The organism is Pseudomonas sp. MG-9 (assembly GCF_018729515.1).
In the GTDB taxonomy this organism is placed as follows: Bacteria; Pseudomonadota; Gammaproteobacteria; order Pseudomonadales; family Pseudomonadaceae; genus Aquipseudomonas; species Aquipseudomonas serboccidentalis.
In genome coordinates this window covers 378,170-392,518 of record NZ_JAHHZH010000002.1, presented here as the reverse complement: position 1 = coordinate 392,518, position 14,349 = coordinate 378,170, and the positions used below count along the sequence as shown (strand labels likewise).

General features: G+C 62.1%; 14 protein-coding genes and 1 pseudogene. 3 read left to right on the top strand and 12 right to left on the bottom strand.

Annotated features, from left to right (window positions below):
* Positions 1 to 153: 153 nt before the first annotated feature.
* The gene (locus KKQ10_RS06445) at positions 154 to 735 is read right to left on the bottom strand and encodes a mechanosensitive ion channel family protein (protein ID WP_215500581.1); all 582 of its coding nucleotides are present in this window, start codon (positions 733 to 735) and stop codon (positions 154 to 156) included.
* Positions 735 to 2,645: an ATP-binding cassette domain-containing protein gene (locus KKQ10_RS06440; protein WP_003229372.1), complete on the bottom strand. Its 1,911-nt coding sequence runs from the start codon at positions 2,643 to 2,645 to the stop codon at positions 735 to 737. Before KKQ10_RS06440 ends, KKQ10_RS06445 begins: the two co-directional genes overlap by 1 nt.
* A gap of 50 nt (positions 2,646 to 2,695) precedes the next feature.
* Between KKQ10_RS06440 and KKQ10_RS06435 the strand changes: the two genes are divergently transcribed.
* A complete protein-coding gene (locus tag KKQ10_RS06435) occupies positions 2,696 to 3,160 on the top strand; it encodes a TIGR02444 family protein (protein WP_215500580.1) in 465 nt (154 codons plus the stop codon).
* Here the strand turns inward: KKQ10_RS06435 and KKQ10_RS06430 are convergent.
* Positions 3,157 to 4,278 carry an AlgP family protein gene (locus tag KKQ10_RS06430; protein ID WP_215500579.1) on the bottom strand — a complete coding sequence of 374 codons (1,122 nt, stop codon included), beginning with the start codon at positions 4,276 to 4,278 and terminating at the stop codon, positions 3,157 to 3,159. The two genes, KKQ10_RS06435 and KKQ10_RS06430, sit on opposite strands and share 4 nt — an antisense overlap.
* 192 nt (positions 4,279 to 4,470) lie before the next feature.
* Here KKQ10_RS06430 and KKQ10_RS06425 point away from each other — a divergent pair, with 192 nt between their 5' ends.
* Positions 4,471 to 5,136, top strand: coding sequence for an FKBP-type peptidyl-prolyl cis-trans isomerase (locus KKQ10_RS06425; RefSeq protein WP_215500578.1), 666 nt, complete (start codon positions 4,471 to 4,473; stop codon positions 5,134 to 5,136).
* A gap of 77 nt (positions 5,137 to 5,213) precedes the next feature.
* Here the strand turns inward: KKQ10_RS06425 and rsd are convergent, their stop codons facing one another.
* The 8 genes and pseudogenes from rsd to KKQ10_RS28700 form a co-directional block, all read right to left on the bottom strand.
* On the bottom strand, positions 5,214 to 5,672 hold the full coding sequence (gene rsd / locus KKQ10_RS06420) for a sigma D regulator (RefSeq protein ID WP_127648042.1): 459 nt from the start codon (positions 5,670 to 5,672) through the stop codon (positions 5,214 to 5,216).
* A gap of 185 nt (positions 5,673 to 5,857) precedes the next feature.
* The gene (locus tag KKQ10_RS06415; RefSeq protein WP_127648043.1) at positions 5,858 to 6,409 is read right to left on the bottom strand and encodes a disulfide bond formation protein B; all 552 of its coding nucleotides are present in this window, start codon (positions 6,407 to 6,409) and stop codon (positions 5,858 to 5,860) included.
* 218 nt (positions 6,410 to 6,627) lie between these two features.
* Positions 6,628 to 7,866 (bottom strand): heme biosynthesis protein HemY, encoded by a 1,239-nt coding sequence (locus KKQ10_RS06410; protein ID WP_215500577.1) that lies wholly within the window; start codon positions 7,864 to 7,866, stop codon positions 6,628 to 6,630.
* Positions 7,863 to 9,005, bottom strand: a complete 1,143-nt coding sequence (locus KKQ10_RS06405; protein WP_215500576.1) for a uroporphyrinogen-III C-methyltransferase — start codon at positions 9,003 to 9,005, stop codon at positions 7,863 to 7,865. Before KKQ10_RS06405 ends, KKQ10_RS06410 begins: the two co-directional genes overlap by 4 nt.
* A gap of 16 nt (positions 9,006 to 9,021) precedes the next feature.
* Positions 9,022 to 9,789 carry a uroporphyrinogen-III synthase gene (locus KKQ10_RS06400; RefSeq protein ID WP_215500575.1) on the bottom strand — a complete coding sequence of 256 codons (768 nt, stop codon included), beginning with the start codon at positions 9,787 to 9,789 and terminating at the stop codon, positions 9,022 to 9,024.
* On the bottom strand, positions 9,786 to 10,727 hold the full coding sequence (gene hemC / locus KKQ10_RS06395; RefSeq protein WP_215500574.1) for a hydroxymethylbilane synthase: 942 nt from the start codon (positions 10,725 to 10,727) through the stop codon (positions 9,786 to 9,788). Before hemC ends, KKQ10_RS06400 begins: the two co-directional genes overlap by 4 nt.
* 138 nt (positions 10,728 to 10,865) lie before the next feature.
* On the bottom strand, positions 10,866 to 11,612 hold the full coding sequence (locus KKQ10_RS06390) for a LytR/AlgR family response regulator transcription factor (RefSeq protein WP_215500573.1): 747 nt from the start codon (positions 11,610 to 11,612) through the stop codon (positions 10,866 to 10,868).
* A pseudogene (locus tag KKQ10_RS28700) lies at positions 11,609 to 11,749 on the bottom strand (sensor histidine kinase); the annotation flags it as partial. The pseudogene KKQ10_RS28700 and the gene KKQ10_RS06390, both read right to left, overlap by 4 nt.
* Before the next feature lie 335 nt (positions 11,750 to 12,084).
* Here KKQ10_RS28700 and argH point away from each other — a divergent pair.
* Positions 12,085 to 13,479: an argininosuccinate lyase gene (gene argH / locus KKQ10_RS06385; protein ID WP_215500572.1), complete on the top strand. Its 1,395-nt coding sequence runs from the start codon at positions 12,085 to 12,087 to the stop codon at positions 13,477 to 13,479.
* A 100-nt stretch (positions 13,480 to 13,579) separates the two neighbouring features.
* Here the strand turns inward: argH and KKQ10_RS06380 are convergent, their stop codons facing one another.
* Positions 13,580 to 14,239: a glutathione S-transferase family protein gene (locus tag KKQ10_RS06380; RefSeq protein ID WP_215500571.1), complete on the bottom strand. Its 660-nt coding sequence runs from the start codon at positions 14,237 to 14,239 to the stop codon at positions 13,580 to 13,582.
* Between the last annotated feature and the right edge of the window lie 110 nt (positions 14,240 to 14,349).

Genomic DNA, 14,349 nt, shown 5'->3' with positions numbered 1-14,349 from the left:
GCGGACGCAACCCCGTATTTGCGGGCCAACGCCCCCTTCGCGAGCAGGCTCGCACACAGTTGATCCTCTGTGGACACAAAATTTGCGAGCACTGAAGATCCATTGTGGGAGCGAGCCTGCTCGCGAAGGCGTCAGATCAGACGCCCGGGAAATCTACTTTTCGAAACCGCTGGAAGGAAACACATCGTTGCCGCGCCAGCGCCGCACCGAGCGCTGGAAGAACAGGCTGTTCGGCACTTGCACCATGGCGCTGCCGGTACCCAGTTCCTCAGCCTCGATCAACGTGGTGTAGAGCAGATTGATCGCCACCACCCGGCCTTTGACGCCAGGTTTGTCGGTAGTGTCCACCAGCTCGACCACATCCCCCAGACGGAACGGGCCGACGGTGAAGATCAGAATCGCGCAGAGCAGGTTCGACAGCACACTCCACATCGCGAAGAACGCCACCGCCGCCACCGCGACGAAACCCGACAGCGCGGTCCACAACACCGTGGCCGAGACCCCGAGGCGCTCCAGCACAAAGATCAGTGCACTGCCCATGATCAGCCAGCGCAGACCGCCACGCAGCGGCATCAGCAACTGCGGCGGGAACGGGTAGCGATCACCCAGACGGGTCAGGCCTTTGGCGACAAAACGCTGGGTGAGATAACCGGCCAGCAGGATCAGCAGAATCTGTACGCCGAGCCAGATCGGCTCGACCCACACCGCCGGCAATGGCAGCTTGAACGCGTCCATCAGGACAGTGCCTCCAGCTCCGCCTGCATGCTTTCCAGGGTTTCCAGCGCTTCCATCCAGGCCTCTTCCAGCTCGGCTTCGCGCACCTTCAGTTTGGCCTGTTCGGCCAGCAGATCACGCAGCTCATTCTTGCGCGCCGGCTCGTAGATGTCGCTGTCACCGAGGCTGGCATCAACCTTGGCCAGTTTCTCGTGGAGCTTGCCCAGCTCGGCTTCGAGCTTGTCGGCTTCACGCTTGTGCGGTGCCAGTTGCTGACGCAACGCAGCGGCGGCCTGACGCTGGGCCTTCTTGTCGGTCTTGTCCGGGTTGACCGGGGTGTTGCTGACCGGGGCGTTGCGCTGACGGTATTCCACCAGCCAGCGGGCGTAGTCTTCGAGGTCGCCATCGAACTCTTCGACCTTGCCGTCAGCGACCAGATAGAAGTTGTCGGTGGTGCTCTTGAGCAAATGCCGATCGTGAGACACCACCAGGACCGCGCCGCTGAATTCCTGCAGAGCCATGGTCAACGCCAGGCGCATTTCCAGGTCGAGGTGGTTGGTCGGTTCGTCGAGCAGCAACAGGTTCGGCCGCTCCCAGGCGATCAACGCCAGGGCCAGACGTGCCTTCTCGCCACCGGAGAAATTCAGCACCGGTTCATCGATACGTGCACCACGGAAGTCGAAACCGCCGAGGAAGTCGCGCAGTGTCTGCTCGCGCTCGGTCGGCGCCAGACGCTGCAGGTGCAGCAGCGGGCTGGCCTTGGCGTCGAGCGAATCGAGCTGATGCTGGGCGAAGTAGCCGACTACGGTGTTTTCGCCACGGGTCAGGCGCCCGGCCAGCGGCTCAAGCTCACCGGCGAGGTTCTTGATCAGGGTCGACTTACCGGCGCCGTTCGGCCCGAGCAGGCCGATCCGCGCACCCGGGGTCAGCTGCAGCTTGACCTTCTCCAGGATGGTTTTATCGCCATAACCCAGACGCGCATCGGACAGATCGATCAGCGGGCTGGAGATCTTGGTCGATTCGCGGAACACGAAATCGAACGGCGAATCGACGTGGGCCGCCGACAGCTCTTCCATACGCTCCAGCGCCTTGATCCGGCTCTGCGCCTGACGGGCCTTGGTGGCCTGAGCCTTGAAGCGAGCGATGTAGCTTTCCATGTGCGCCCGTTGCGCCTGCTGCTTCTCGTAAGCCTGTTGCTGCTGGGCCAGACGTTCGGCACGCGCGCGTTCGAACGCGGTGTAGCCGCCCCGGTACAGGGTCAGTTTGCGCTGATCGACGTGGGCCACGTGATCGACCACTTCATCGAGGAAGTCGCGGTCGTGGGAAATCAGCAGCAAGGTGCCCGGGTAGCTTTTCAGCCACTCTTCGAGCCAGATGATCGCGTCGAGGTCCAGGTGGTTGGTCGGTTCGTCGAGCAACAACAGGTCCGACGGACACATCAAGGCCTGCGCCAGGTTCAGACGCATCCGCCAGCCACCGGAGAAATCTCCTACCTGACGATCCATCTGCTCATTAGTGAAACCGAGACCGGCCAGCAACTTGCGCGCACGTGCATCGGCGGTATAGCCGTCGGCGCTGTCGAGTTCGGCGTGCAGACGCGCCAGAGCCGTGCCATCGTGGGCCGCTTCGGCGGCGGCGAGGTCACGTTGCACTTCGCGTAGACGCAGGTCGCCATCGAGCACATAGTCGACCGCCAGGCGTTCGAGCGTGTCGACCTCCTGGCGCATGTGCGCGATCCGCCAGTCGGCCGGCAGCAGGCAATCGCCCGAGTCCGGGTGCAACTCGCCGCGCAACAAGGCGAACAGGCTGGATTTGCCGGCGCCGTTGGCACCGATGAGGCCGGCTTTGTGGCCGGCGTGCAGGGTCAGCTCGGCGTCTTCTAGCAGACGTTGCGGGCCACGCTGTAAAGTCAGGTTCTGAAGTCGGATCATAATGGCGGCGGAGTCTACCAGCTTCGCTCACAACTGGCGCGAGTAGCACGATGTCCTCTGACCTGTGGAGCTTTTCCCTTGCCACCTACGCCCGACCGGGTGTGGAACATGCCTGCCTGCAACTGCAAACGGCAGGGGCCAATGTGTGCCTGTTGCTCTGCGGTCTGTGGCTGGAACAACGCGAGGTGGCCTGCGACGAACAGCGCGTAGAGCAGCTGAAAACGCTGGTGCGGCCTTGGGACAGTGAGGTGGTGCAGCCACTGCGTGCGTTGCGAACTCAATGGAAAACCCTGGCCGAGGAAGATCCGGTGCTCAAGGGCCTGCGTGAACAGATGAAAGCACTGGAGCTGGAAGCCGAACGGCATCTGCTGTGGCAACTGGAACAAGTCGCTCAGGACTGGCCGTTGCAGGATGCATCAGCCTCGAAAGAATGGCTTGAGTGTCTGGCGGGAACGGCCGCCAGCCCGAACCGCGACGCGCTGCAAGTGCTGCGCGTCGCGGCAACCGGCACTTAGGAAGCGCTGGTCGGGTTGCTGGTGACGCTCGACGCAGCGGCTGGCGTTGGCGCAGTCGTGGTGGTCGAGGTAGATGCCGGTGCAGCGGCCGGCGCTGGAGCGGCTGGCTTGGCGACAGGCGCGGTCGCCGGTTTGGCGGCAGCTGGTTTGGCAGCGACCGGTTTTTTCGCGGCAGGTTTGGCAGCCGGTTTCACGGCAGGCTTGGCGGCTGGCTTGGCGGCTACTGGTTTGGCAGCAGGCTTGGCGGCAGCGGTTGTCGGTTTGGCCGCAGCAGGTTTGGCAGCGACTTTAGCAGCAGGCTTCGCCGCTGGTTTGGCAGCCGGTTTTGCCGCAACCGGTTTGGCCGCAGGCTTGGCTGGTTTTGCCGCAGCGGTCTTGGCCGCAGGTTTGGCAGCCGGTTTTACCGCCACTTTCGCAGCAGGTTTAGCCGCGGCGGTTTTTGCCGGAGCAGCCTTGCGCGCAGCAGGTTTTGCGGCGGGCTTGGCGGCCGGTTTTGCAGCAGCCGGTTTAGCGGCGGCAGTACGCGCGGCAGGTTTTGCAGTGCTCGCCGCAGCAGGTTTTTTCACCGCGGTTTTTGCAGCAGGTTTGGCCGCGGCTTTAGCCGGAGCCTTGGCTGCTGGCCTGGCCGCTGGTTTGGCAGCGGCGGTCTTCGCCGGGGCTTTCGTCGCAGCCGGTTTGGCTGCCGCTTTCTTCGCAGGCGCTGCTGCAGGTTTGGCTGCGCGGGAGGTCAGCGCCTTGCCGGCGGCCTCTTGCACGCGACCGACACCCTGGGCCAGTTTCAGGCTTTCCTGAGCATCGCGCTTGAGTTGCAGAATGTAGCTGCGGGTGTCGGACTGACGGTCCTTCAGCGCATCGAGCAGGTCTTCAAGTTCTTTGACGGCAGCCTTGGCCTTGTTCTGTGCCTTGGCTTTACCGGCAGTGGCTGCGTCCTGCAATTTGGTGCGGGACTTGTGCAGTTTTTCTTGTGCCTTGCCGCGTTGCTTTTCCAGTTTGGCGAGCAGTTTTTCAGCATCAGCCAAGGCTTGGGAGCAAGCGTTTTCCAAATGCTCGAGCAAGCTGCCCGAGAGTTGTTGGAGTAAGTGCAACGGAGTGTTTACAGGCTTCTTGGTGGCCGACATGGTTTACCTCCTGGCTGACGTGAGTGCGGCTCATACTAGACCTCTGCTGCTACCGCCGCTAGGTCATCTTGACAGTAACGAAACCGTTGCGTTGCAACGAAGTGAAAATGTTCTGCACGAAGACAAAAGCAGTTCACCGTTGCAGACGTTCGCGCTGGCATAATCGCCCGCATCTCAGGACGGAGAGTGCCCATGTCGCGCTACCTTTTTTTATCCCTCTGCATGATTTTTTCCGCCGCCCACGCCGACGAAAAAACCACCGCGAACGACGCTCATGATCTGGCCTACAGCCTGGGTGCCAGCCTCGGTGAACGGCTGCGCCAGGAGGTGCCGCAATTACAGATCCAGGCACTGGTCGAAGGTTTGCAGCAGGCCTACCAAGGCAAGCCACTGGCACTGAGCGAAGCGCGGATCGAGCAGATCCTGGCCGATCATGAATCGCAAAACGCCGAACATTCAACCCTGCCTTCGAGCGACGCGGCGATGGAAAACGAGCAGCGTTTTCTTACCACCGAAAAAGCCAGGCCGGGCGTGAAGGAACTGGCCGACGGCATCCTGCTGACCGAGCTGACACCGGGCAACGGTGCCAAGGCCGGCCCGGATGGAAAAGTCCAGGTGCTGTATGTCGGTCGTTTGCCGGATGGCACGGTGTTCGATCAGAACACTCAGCCGCAATGGTTCAGCCTCGACAGCGTGATTGCCGGCTGGCGTACCGCGTTGCAGAACATGCCGGTGGGTGCCAAGTGGCGACTGGTGATTCCATCGGATCAGGCTTACGGCGCCGACGGTGCGGGCGACCTGATTGCGCCGTTTACGCCGCTGGTGTTTGAAGTCGAGTTGCGCGGCGCAACGAGCTGATCGGTCCCGATTCGCGGGCATAAAAAAACGCGGTGCGCTTCCGGCGCATCGCGTTTTTTGTGCCTGCGAAAAACCAATCAGGCTTGAGCGGTATCTTCTTCCTTGTGTGCCGTGTGCAGCACTTCAATCAGGCAGTCTTCCAGTTCGAAGCGCTCGTGCAGCAGGCCGCCCAGTTCCTTGAACTTCTCGACGACGCATTTGCCCTCGTCGCACAGATCGTTGAACGCCAGCAGTTTCTCGGTGATGACGTCGATGCGCGGGTAAATGGTCTCGGCGAGTTCCAGGCCACGCTTGTCGTTGAACGCCTTGGCTTCGCCCGTCAGCTGTTCGTAGATTTCGAAGTGCCCGGCGGAGACGTAATCGACCAGCACACCGCAGAATTCCTGCAAGGGCTTGCGGCTCTCGGACAGCGCCTCAGGTTGCGCACCGAGCTTGTCGTAGGCGCCGATCAGTTCTTCACGCTCTTGCAACCAGCGGTCGATCAGCAGATGAACTCCACCCCAGCGTTCCTGAGCATTCTGACAACTTTCGAGCATGGCGATCTCTCTTCCCTTGTGGGTCATGCTGCTCTACACCCGCGCCCCTCTTTTGGCTTTTATGCTTGGAGGCCGACCGGGCAGAGCGTCATCGAGCAACATAAATCCAATGACACGTGCGGGCCAGATTATGCCCGCACGCCTATGGCTTCAAGGTACGCAGGAGATAAAGTTCATACAAGTGTTTAATCCCTGACCAGCGTGCGGTGCGACGCTTCGCCGCTGAGCGGTCGCTGCAGAGCGCTCCAGACCAGCCGCAGCAATTGGTACACCGCAAGGATCGACATCGCGACAAAGAACAGCAGACTCCACTCCGGGATACTCAGATCGAACAGCGTCCAGGAGATTTCCGCGCAATCGGCGCTGCCTTTAAACATGCGCACCGTCGCACACAGCCACGGCAGATTGCTGAACAGCGCTTCGGAATCGGGGGCACAGTTAGCCATTTGCAACAGCGGATCGCTCTGCAACAACACCTGCCGCCAGGCTGCGGTGGTCCCGCCCAGGCTGACGCAAAGCGCGATCATCCAGTAGAGCGACAGACCGACACGCCGCGGGCCATGGATCGCCGCCAACCCGCAACAGACCGTCAGCAACGCCATGAAGAACCGTTGCGCCAGGCACAGGCTGCAGGGCGTCAGCCCGACCGCGTATTCGAGGTAATAGGAAGCTCCCAGGGCCAGGGCCCCTGCAGTGAAAGCCGTGAAAAACAAGGAGCGTGAACAGGCCAACGACATGGCTTTTCCGTAACAGTAGAGACAGGCAGTTACGGTAGAGGAAAGCTTGTCAGCCTTTCAAGGCAGGTCCCTGCCGACAGTTCAACAGGAGTGTAGGGAAAACCCGACAGATGCGAGAGGAATAGGTGTAGTCCGTTGTAGGACTTCGCCCAGGACGCCAAGTAAAGGTAATTATTCGCTCGCTGGGGGTTAACGAGGGAGCGTCCTCCCTCGTGATTTCAAGCGTGAACCGGCACCGGCAATGGCGCGGCCAGAAGGCGCTCATCCAGCAGTCCAAGACCTTCCTGGAACAACTGATTGCTGCGCTCGGTGTCGCCCAGTTGCGCAAGCAGACGTGCCAGCTCTGCGCAGGCTTCCGGATTGCGCTGCACCCGCAGACTGCTCTCCAGATAATCCCGCGCCTTGCCCCACAGGCTGGCTTGCAGGCATAGACGACCCAAAGTCAGCAACAGGCTCGGGTCACCCGGATGCTCCTTGAGCCAGCCTTCGGCGGCCTGCAACTGACGCGCCGGATCGCTGCCGCGCACCAGACCATACAGGCGTGCCAAGTGGCTGTCGTACTTGCGCTTGAGGGCGCTGCGCAGCACTTCCTCGGCTTCGACCTGAGCGCCCAGCTGACGCAGTTGCTCGGCATACGCCAGCACCAGCGCCGGCTCCTGGCGTTGCGCGGCGCTCAACTGCTCCCAGGCACGACTGAGCGATTGCAAACCGACTTTGCCGTCCTCGTCGCGGTGTGCCGCCAGCGACAGGTTGTTGCCCCAGGCACGACGCTCGAGTTCAGCCAGCTCAGCGGCTGGCAGAGCCTTGTCCTTGCGCAGCTCCGGCAACAGGCGGATGACCGCCGACCAGTCACCGCGCTGCTGATGCAAACGCTGCAACTGACGCAAGGTCTGCACGTTGTGCGGGTGCCGTTCGTGCATCGCCTGCAGCGTCACCAGTGCGCCATCGGTGTCACCGCGATCGGTCTGCAGTTGCGCGTGACTCAAGGCAATCGCCAGTTCGGCCTGCGGCTGGCGCTCCAGCGCACGTTCGAGCAAGTGATCGCACTCCTCGTACTTGCCCTGTTCGTTAGCCGCGCGTGCAGCCCCGAGGTAATACAGCAGCGGCTGGCGCTCGGCTTCGGCGGCGCGATACAGATGCCGTTGCGCGCTGGCCCAGCGACCTTCAGCCAGATCCAGCTGACCGTGTTCGATCGCCACCTGCACCCGACGGCTGCGGTTACGTCGCGACCAGGGATTGACCACGCCACTGGAGGTCATGACCAGTTCGACCAGCGCCTTGACGCCCCAGATCAGCAGCCACAACACCGCAACCAGCGCCAGCGTGGCCCACAGGCTCGACTCGTAGCGGAAGCTCTTGTAGGCAATCAACACGTACCCGGAATGCTCGGCTATCGCCAGGCCCAATGCCGCCGTCGCGGCAATCACCAGAAACACGATCACATACAGGCGTTTCATGGCTTGGTCTCCTGCGCGGTGTTGGCGGCAGGTTTGGCGAACGGTTTGACCGACTCTTCAGCGTTGACGTTACGTCGCTCCAGATACGCCTGCACCGCACTCAGCGTGCCGGTCAGATCCGGCGTCTTGACGGTGACCGGTTGCTGGCTCAACTCGGCGACCTGCTCGAGCATGATTCTGCTCTGCGGATTGTCCGGGTTGAAATTGCCCTTGAGCACGTCCCGCGCTTCGGTCAGTGCCTGGGTGTAGACCGGCGCCTGACCATTGAGCGCAGCCCACTGGGCCTGCTCCAGCGCCAGGCTCAGGGCCAGACGCACCTGGCTCAGACTTTGCCCGGCCAGCAGCGGCTTCACATGCTTGTCGGCGTTGAAATCGATACGGATGTAGCGCGACACCTGATCCCACCACTGCGCCCAGCGGCTGGCGCCATCGCCGTCAGCGGTCAGACCCAGCAGCGATTCGCCGCGATCCTTGTACTCCGGCGCCAGTTCGGTGAGTTCGATGACCTGATCGCGCAGCGCGCCAATGCGCAGGAACAGCCCGGTGCGATCCGGCTGCTCAGTGCTGCGCAGGGCGACCAGGGTTTTCGCCACTTGCTCGCGGGCGGCGAACGATCCCGGGTCATTCTGTTCACGGAGGATTTCGTCAGCCCCCTGTACCAGCGCCTGGGCGCTGCTGATGTCTTGCAAGGCCGACAGACGCAGGCTGGCCAGACGCAGCAGATGTTCGGCCTCGGCCAGGCGCCAGTCCTTGCGGCTGGCGCCGAGGACGGTTTCCAGGCGTTGGTTGAGGCGCTGCTGATCACCCTGCAGTTGCGTCACCAGACGCTGGCGATCGGCAAGCTCGTCGGCACCCGGCAACTGCGCGAGGCGCTCGGTCAGGCGCTGTTCGTTGAGTTTGAGACTCTGCGCCTGATCATTCAACGCCTGCACCTGGCCCGACTGTTGTGCGGTGTTGGTCTGCAGGTGACGTACCTGCCAGACACCCCAGCCACCAATCGCCACGCCGGCAGCGCCGAGCAACAGGGCGATAATGGCCAGTCCGTTGCCTCGGCGCGGCTCTTTGGCCGGCGGTGGAGTTTCAACCTGGGCATCAATCACAGGTTGGACGTCATCTTTAGGCAAGGCTGTTTCGCTCACGTATCCATCCTTTGCATTAGAGAACGGGCACGGGATGCTCCCGTAACGCCGTCAGCAAAGCCGCGGCACTCGCGCCGCGGCAATCCACAACTGTTTTGGCCCCGGCGGCACGTGCCAGCTCGGCGACCCTTGGGCTTGGAACAAACAACGGCAACTGCGCAATTGCAGGCCAGGCATCGCCGGCCATTTGGCGCAGGTGCTCGAAACCCTGTCCACTGCTGACCACCAGCCCGTTCAAGCGTTCCGCTGCAATCCGCTGCGCCAGCTCGTGCGGCGGGTAGGCCGGCAGGTCACGCCGATACAACTCCAGATACTCGACACTAGCACCAAGCTCGCGCAGACGCTCGGCGAGCAGCTCGCGGCCACCCTCCCCGCGCAGGATCCAGACCTGTGCGCCGGGTCGGGCGACGGCTTCGCGCAAACGCGGCAATTGCAGCAAGGCTTCACTGTCATCGCCGGTGGCCGGGAAGTGCACGTCCAGCCCGTGATCGCGAAGAATCTGCGCAGTCGCCGCGCCGACGCTGAACCACGGCATCGACAACGATTGCAGGCCAAAGGCAGCGAGCAGGTCGACAGCAATTCGCGCCGCCGGTTTGCTGACCACGATCACGGCGCTGCAGTGCGACAGCTGCCTCATCGCCTGACGTATTTTGTCAGAGACCGGCAGCGGTGCGATGTCCAGAAGCGGCAGGCAACTGCTGAAAAAACCTTCTCCAGCCAACACCTCGGCCAGCGCCGCACAGTCGTCCGCAGGGCGCGTCAGCAGCAGGCGCCAACCGGTCACTCGTGACCTGCCTCGCCATAGACCGCTTTGAGAATGTCATCGGCACCCTGGCTGAGCAGGTCTTCAGCGACCTTCACACCCAGCGCTTCGGCCTCGGCGCGTGGTGCGCGAGCTTCGGCGCTGAGCAGCTTGCCACCGCTCGGCTCGCCGACCAGGCCACGCAGCCACAACTGCTCGCCTTCGAGCACGGCGTAGCAGGCGATCGGCACCTGGCAGCCGCCATTCAGATGTTTATTGAGGGCACGTTCGGCACTGACCCGCGCCGCGGTATCGGCGTGATGCAGCGGTGCGAGCAAGGCATGGATTGGCGTGTCGGCGCTGCGGCATTCGATGCCGACGGCGCCCTGGCCACCGGCCGGCAGGCTGTCGTCGACGCTGATGGCGGAGGTGATGCGGTCTTCGAAACCGAGACGGATCAGACCGGCCGCCGCAAGAATGATCGCGTCGTACTCGCCGGCATCGAGTTTGGCCAGACGGGTATTGACGTTGCCGCGCAGGAAACGGATTTCCAGATCCGGGCGACGAGTCAGCAGCTGCGCCTGACGACGCAGGCTGGAGGTGCCGACGATGGCACCGGCGGGCAACGCATCCAGGCTGGCGTAGGTGTTGGAAACGAAAGCATCGCGCGGGTCTTCACGCTCGCAAATGCAGAACAGGCCCAGACCTTCGGGGAAGTCCATCGGCACGTCTTTCATCGAGTGCACGGCGATGTCGGCTTCGTTTTCCAGCAGCGCGGTTTCCAGCTCCTTGACGAACAGACCCTTGCCGCCGATTTTCGACAGCGGCGAGTCGAGCAGTTTGTCGCCGCGACTGACCATGGGCACCAGCGTCACCAGCAGCCCGGGGTGGGCCGCTTCCAGACGGGCTTTGACGTATTCGGCCTGCCAGAGGGCCAGCGCACTTTTACGGGTGGCGATGCGGATTTCGCGAGAGGACATGGATCAATCCGTACTGAATAGATACGGCGGATAATAACAGCTCAGCCAAATCCACTTTGACTTGAATCAGAAACGGCGTGGCCTCCCTGGCCGGCAATGCCTGGTAAAAAGACGCCAGAACCGCCCGGAATGACCGGGTTACAGGCCCTGCATCATTTTGCGCACACCCGCCACATGCCGGCGGCTGACGATCAAGGCATCGCCGTTCAGGCCTTTGAGGAACAGCTGGAAGTGACCCAGTGGTGTGCGCTGCAGACGCTCGATGCGGTCACGGGCGACCAGCGCGTTGCGGTGGATGCGCACGAAGCGCTCGCCGAATTCGTCTTCAAGAGCCTTGAGCGGCTCGTCCAGCAGCACTTCGCCGTTCTCATGGCGCAAGGTCACGTACTTGTGATCGGCAATGAAGTAGACCACCTGATCCAGCGGGATCAGCTCGATGCCTTTGCGGGTACGGGCGCTGATATGACTGCGCGGGCCGTTGCCGCTTTCGGCAGCAGGACGGGTCAGGGCCGAGAGTTGGGCCCGGTTGGGACGTTCAGCCCGTTTCAGGGCGTCATGCAGATGTTCGGTTCGCACGGGTTTCACCACATAGCCCACGGCGCTGGCCTGCAGGGCTTCCACGGCAAATTCATCGGGGCCGGTGCAAAACACCACGGCCGGTGGCGTTTCGCGTTCGCACAGACGGGCAGCCACCTGCAGGCCATCGAGGCCTGGCATGCGGACATCGAGCAGCACGATATCCGGCTTGTGGCTGTCGATCAGCGCCAACGCCTCTTCGCCATTCGTGGCGCTGGGCTCCAGGACTGTGTAACCCTCGAGCTCGCTTACCATTCGGCTTAGGCGCTCGCGAGCCAGTGGTTCGTCATCAACGATCAGGACATTCATATTGCGCTGGATTCCTGCGTGAGTCTCGCACAAGGATAGCGTAGACAGGTGAAGTGACGTCCGTCACCGCGATCCACGCTAAGACTAGCCCGAGCGCCAAAAAGTGCCGTACGTCGGCCAGCAATATTTGCCAGTGTCCGGGTCGTACTGCTCAAAGCCCGCTGTTTCCTGCGTTTTTCACGGGGTTTGCCAAAGGACAAATCCACCCACCCCCTCTTCTTATAGTCAGCGTCCGGACCTTTGTGCGATCCGCAGTCGCGCCGACCCTTATGTCCAACTGTAGACGCTTGCCGGGCCGATATTGCTCAATCGAAAAATATCCTTGCGCAAATCCCCCGCAGACAGCGCCGACTATGAACGAGCAGATGAGAAAAAAACGTATCGACCGGTGTCAGCGACAGGATTGGCAACCCTGTTATTATCCGCTCCAGCGTTTCACGCCTTCTTTCTCCAAGCCGATACGAGCGAATTCATGAGCACTGACAAGACCAATCAGTCCTGGGGCGGCCGCTTCAGTGAACCCGTCGACGCCTTCGTCGCCCGCTTCACCGCCTCCGTCACTTTCGACCAGCGCCTGTATCGCCACGACATCATGGGCTCGATCGCCCACGCCACCATGCTGGCCAAGGTCGGCGTGCTGACGGATGCCGAGCGCGACAGCATCACCGATGGCCTGAAGACCATCCAGAGCGAAATCGAGGCCGGCCAGTTCGACTGGCGCGTCGACCTCGAAGACGTGCACATGAACATCGAAGCGCGCCTGACCGACCGCATTGGCATTACCGGCAAGAAACTGCACACCGGGCGCAGCCGCAACGACCAGGTTGCCACCGACATCCGCCTGTGGCTGCGTGACGAGATCGACCTGATCCTGGCCGAGATCACCCGCCTGCAAAAAGGCTTGCTGGAGCAGGCCGAGCGCGAAGCCGCGAGCATCATGCCGGGCTTCACGCACTTGCAGACTGCGCAGCCAGTGACCTTCGGGCATCACATGCTGGCCTGGTTCGAAATGCTCAGCCGCGACTACGAGCGCCTGGTCGACTGCCGCAAGCGCACCAACCGCATGCCATTGGGCAGCGCCGCGCTGGCCGGCACCACCTACCCGATCGATCGCGAATACACCGCGCAACTGCTGGGCTTCGACGCCGTGGGTGGTAACTCGCTGGACAACGTTTCCGATCGCGACTTCGCCATCGAGTTCTGCTCCGCCGCGAGCATCGCGATGATGCACCTGTCGCGCTTCTCCGAAGAGCTGGTGTTGTGGACCAGCGCGCAGTTCCAGTTCATCGATCTGCCGGACCGCTTCTGCACCGGCAGCTCGATCATGCCGCAAAAGAAAAACCCCGACGTGCCAGAGCTGGTGCGCGGCAAGACCGGCCGTGTATTCGGTGCATTGATGGGCCTGCTGACCCTGATGAAGGGCCAGCCGTTGGCCTACAACAAGGACAACCAGGAAGACAAGGAACCGCTGTTCGACGCCGCCGACACCCTGCGCGATTCGCTGCGCGCCTTTGCTGACATGATCCCGGCGATCAAGCCGAAGCACGCGATCATGCGTGAAGCGGCACTGCGTGGTTTCTCCACTGCCACTGACCTGGCGGACTACCTGGTACGCCGTGGCCTGCCGTTCCGTGACTGCCACGAAATCGTTGGCCATGCGGTGAAGTACGGCGTCGACACTGGCAAGGATCTGGCCGAGATGAGCCTGGAAGAACTGCGCAAGTTCAGCGATCAGATCGAGCAGGACGTGTTCGCCGTGCTGACCCTGGAAGGTTCGGTGAACGCACGTGACCACATCGGCGGGACTGCGCCAGCGCAGGTCAAGGCTGCCGTGGTACGCGGTCAGGCGCTGCTGGCCAGCCGCTAAAAGCTAAAAGCTTCGCGAGCAAGCTCACTCCCACATTGGAATGCATACCTCTGCAGGAGTGAGCCTGCTCGCGATGGCCGCTTTTAACCTGCTCAAAAACTCACTTCTTGGCCGCGATCATCGCCAAAAACGCCGGCATTGCCGCTTCTTTGTCTGCCGCAATCTTCTGCACATGTGGATTCTGTTCAAGCCGTTCCAGCAGCGCCTTGGCCTTTGGCATTTCAGCCAGCAGATCCAGATCGAACAGCTTCTTGCCGACCGCACACGCCAGCGGCACGCTGTAAAGGAAGTACAGATCCGCGATACTCAAGCTGTCGCCCGCCACGTACGGGGCGAACTTGCCGTGCCGGCCCAGCGCCGCGAAACCCAGCAGCAGCTCGGCTTTGGTTTTCTCCTTGATCGCCTCCGGCACCGGCAAGCCAAAGAACGCCTCGCCATAACAGGCACGGCCCGGCAACTCGATATAGAGCTCGATTTCCTTGGCAATCGCCAGCACCTGCGCCCGCGCAAACGGATCGCCGGGCAACAGCGGTGTGCCTTTCTGGGTCTGCTCGAGGTATTCGAGAATGATCGCGGTTTCATTGACGAACCCGGCCTCGACACCCAGCACCGGTACTTTGCCACGCGGGCTGATGGCCAATGACTCCGGGGTCTGCGTCGGGTAGAACGTGACCTCTTCGAACGCCAGGCCTTTTTCCAGCAACGCCAGTTTGACCATGTTGTAGTAGTTGCTGACAGCGAATCCATAAAGCTTGAACATCACATAGCCTCCAGGCCGTGCGGGGTGGGCAGGCACTGTTTATAGATCGCCGGACTCGATCCTGCCAGCAGCATCACGCCGCTGAATGCGGGTAAACTGGCGCCTTTCCT